General features: G+C 59.9%; 2 protein-coding genes and 1 pseudogene. All 3 read right to left on the reverse strand.

Annotated elements, in window-relative coordinates; genetic code table 11:
- Window positions 1-654: pseudogene (locus ACXRVY_RS20920) on the reverse strand (methyl-accepting chemotaxis protein); the annotation flags it as partial.
- 108 nt (window positions 655-762) lie between these two features.
- The gene (locus tag ACXRVY_RS20925; RefSeq protein WP_458238143.1) at window positions 763-2,148 is read right to left on the reverse strand and encodes an aminotransferase-like domain-containing protein; all 1,386 of its coding nucleotides are present in this window, start codon (window positions 2,146-2,148) and stop codon (window positions 763-765) included.
- A 284-nt stretch (window positions 2,149-2,432) separates the two neighbouring features.
- Window positions 2,433-3,194 carry an SDR family oxidoreductase gene (locus tag ACXRVY_RS20930; protein WP_046037522.1) on the reverse strand — a complete coding sequence of 254 codons (762 nt, stop codon included), beginning with the start codon at window positions 3,192-3,194 and terminating at the stop codon, window positions 2,433-2,435.
- Between the last annotated feature and the right edge of the window lie 196 nt (window positions 3,195-3,390).

Below are 3,390 nucleotides of genomic sequence, written 5' to 3' on the forward strand. Positions count from 1 at the left end.
GGCCTGTTCGATCTTGCCCTGCCCGGCGCTGTCGTCGCCTTTGCGGCTTTGATCCAGGCGCACGCGAGCTTCATTCATGGCTTGCAACATCAAGCGTGAAACCTGGCTGACCTGGCTGGCCTGCTCGAGGAATTGCGCACCGTCCTTACCTTCGGAATCTTTCAGGGTATAGGCGCCGTCATCGGCGAGCCCAGACTGCAATACATCAAGATTATTGGCCACGCTGGACACCGACCAACTGGCCATTTCCAGCGCCAGGTCCTTGGCCTGGGTGAGCGAGACAAACTCGTCGAAGGCCTTGCGATAGGCACCCAGGGACTGCTCGACATCGTTCATCACCGGCACGTTGGCCGCAGACGCGGCCTTGAGCTGGCCGGCCAGGGCGATCAGGCCATCGACGCCCTCGTGCAGGGCATCGACGGTTTTCGGATTGCCGTGCAAGGCGTACTCCTGCTCCAGCAGCCGCACCTTGAGCAAACCGCTGTTGAGCGATGACATTTGCTTGAGCCCGTCGAAGCGCTGGCTGATGGTTTGCAGGGACCACACGCCAATGCCCGCTACCAGCGCAGTCAACAACAGCACCAGGACAAACCCGATACCCAGTTTTTTCGCCATACCGAGGTTGGCAAAACGTCCTTGCACGGCCGAATTCATTGCTCTTAGTCCCCTGCCAAAGTCTGTAGACGCAGATTCGCAACGGGCCAGTAGCAACACAAGGCTCTGGCGCCGGAATAATGGCAAAAAGCTACATCAACGTCGTTTTCAGAACGCTTGAGGTCGATCCCGGGCAGTGGCCTGAAAGAGCGCACGGGCACGCGGGTCGCAGGCATAGGCCACGTTGATACGCTGCCAGTCACTGGCCTCACCCGAAGGGGTGAAGGCGGTCTTCGATGACAGCAGTACACCCAGGCGCCGTGCCTGGGTTCGCACCTGATCGTAGTCGGACATCCGTGATCGAGCCCAGATGAACAGGCCTCCCGCCGGCTTGCCGAAAACTTCCCATTCGGCATCTTCGAGCAATTGCAACACCGCCAGCCGGTCGCTGTTCAAGCGTTGGCGCTGACGCTGCACCAGTTTGCCGTAGGCACCGTTAGCCAACAGGCACGCCAGCACCGACTCRCAAAATCGTGAGGCGCCCATGCCACTGATCATCTTGACTTCGGCCAGACGCGTAATGACTTCAGAGCCGGCCACCACGAAACCGACCCGCAAGGAACTGCTGAGGGTCTTGGAATAGCTGCCCACGTAGATCACGTTGTCGTCCAGCGCAGCCAGTCGCGTAGCGCAACCGCTGCGCAAATCCGCATAAACGTCGTCTTCGATCACCTGCACGCCAAAGGTCCTGGCCAGCTGCAGCGCGCGGCGCGCTACCGCCGGTGCAAGGCTGCTGCCGGTCGGGTTGTGATAGAAGCTATTGATGACCAGCCCCTGAGGCCGGTGTTTGACCAGCACCGATTCGAGCACGTCCACGTCCGGCCCCCGCGGTGTTCGCGGCACCTCGACCATGTGGACGCCGTGCAGCCTGAGCAGATCGAACAGCACCGGATAACCGGGACTCTCCACGACCACACAGTCACCGGCCTTGAACAGTGTCCGCACAATCAGGTCGAGCCCCTGACTGGCCCCCGCCGTGGTCATGATCCGGTTGTCCTGCACCGGGATATACAGCTGCCTGAGGCGCTTGAGTATCTGTTGTCGCAAGGCTGGCAAACCCAGCGRCGTGCTGTAGTTGAACAGGCTGGCCGTATCGGTACGACTGACTTGCCGAATCGCATAAATCAGATCGTCGGTCTCGCGCCAGCTTTCAGGCAGCCCGCCACAGCCGAGCCTCAACTCACTCGAACAGGGCCCGTACTCAGGCTCAGCCCCCTCGAGCCACGCAGGCTCGTACTTCGCAACCGTGGCCAATGCCGGGTCGGCAACCCTATAGCCAGCCCCATGACCTGACACCAGCATCCCCTGCGTCACCAGGCGTTCGCAGGCCTGCGTGACGCTTGACTGACTGAGCAAATTGATCCACGCAATCTGTCGCACCGAAGGCAGGCGCGTACCGGGCGATACCCCACTGGAACGAAGCCAGCAGGTCAGCGCGTCAACAATTTGCTGTACGACGGGCACCAGCGCCTGTCGGTCGATTCTCAATTCCATGAGCAAGCAAACTCCTGTTGATTTTGCGAGCAGCAGTTAATCACAGGAGTGTTCGAATACATGTGCGACAACGCCGCCAAAACCCATTGCTCTAATCATTTGAAACACATTGCATGATCCCGTTGCGTCCCCCCATAAAACCAGCCATCTCAGCGACGAAAAAAGCTGTGGGAGCGCTGCTCGCGAAAGCGGTGTGTCAGCCAACGTTAATGTCGACTGATACGCCCTCATCGCGAGCAGGCTCGCTCCCACAGATTGCAACTTTTCCTTAGCGATGCATTGCTTCAGAACGCTGTTACGCCACCGTCCACGGCCAATGAGTGCCCCGTGGTGAACGCCGCGCCATCGCTGCACAGGTACAGCACCGCGCTGGCGATCTCTTCGACTTTGCCGATGCGACCGACCGGATGCATGGCGTTGGCGAACTCGCCTTTTTTCGGGTCGGCTTCATAAGCGCGACGGAACATGTCCGTGTCGATCACCGCCGGGCACACCGCATTGACCCGGATCTTTTTCTTGGCGTACTCGATGGCCGCCGACTTGGTCAGGCCGATCACCGCATGCTTGGAGGCGGCGTAGATGCTCATTTTCGGCGCGGCCCCGAGGCCGGCCACCGATGCCGTATTGACGATCGCGCCGCCCCCTTGCGCCAGCAGCAGCGGCAATTGGTATTTCATGCACAACCAGACGCCTTTGACGTTGACGCCCATGATCGCGTCGAACTCGTCGAGCGTACCTTCGGCCAGCTTGCCTTTCTCGATTTCGATGCCGGCATTGTTGAAGGCATAGTCGAGGCGACCGTAAGTATTGATCACCTCCTCCATCAGATTTTTTACATCGCTTTCCAGGGTAACGTTGCAGCGCACGAAGGTCGCTTCGCCACCGGCTGTACGAATCAGCGCCACCGTGCCCTCGCCGCCCGCCACGTCCATATCGGCCACCACGACCTTCAGGCCCTCGGCGGCAAATGCCTGGGCGGTCGCGCGGCCGATACCGGCCGCCCCGCCAGTTACCACAACCACCTGGCCGGAAAACGTCATGCTCATTGTTATGTCCTCGAAGAGAAGAAAGCGGGGAATCGCGCAGGACCAATCTAGCCATGGAGAACTTGAACACGGCAGCACTATCAAGGCTCCGGTTGGGCGCCCATGAGTTGCAGTGATGGAACGGTCGTACCAACTATCACTGCACTGGATCAACGTGCATTCGCCACATCAGCCGAACTTGCGGCATCGTCGCTGA

The sequence above is a fragment of the Pseudomonas sp. P5_A2_2 genome (genome assembly GCF_054177685.1).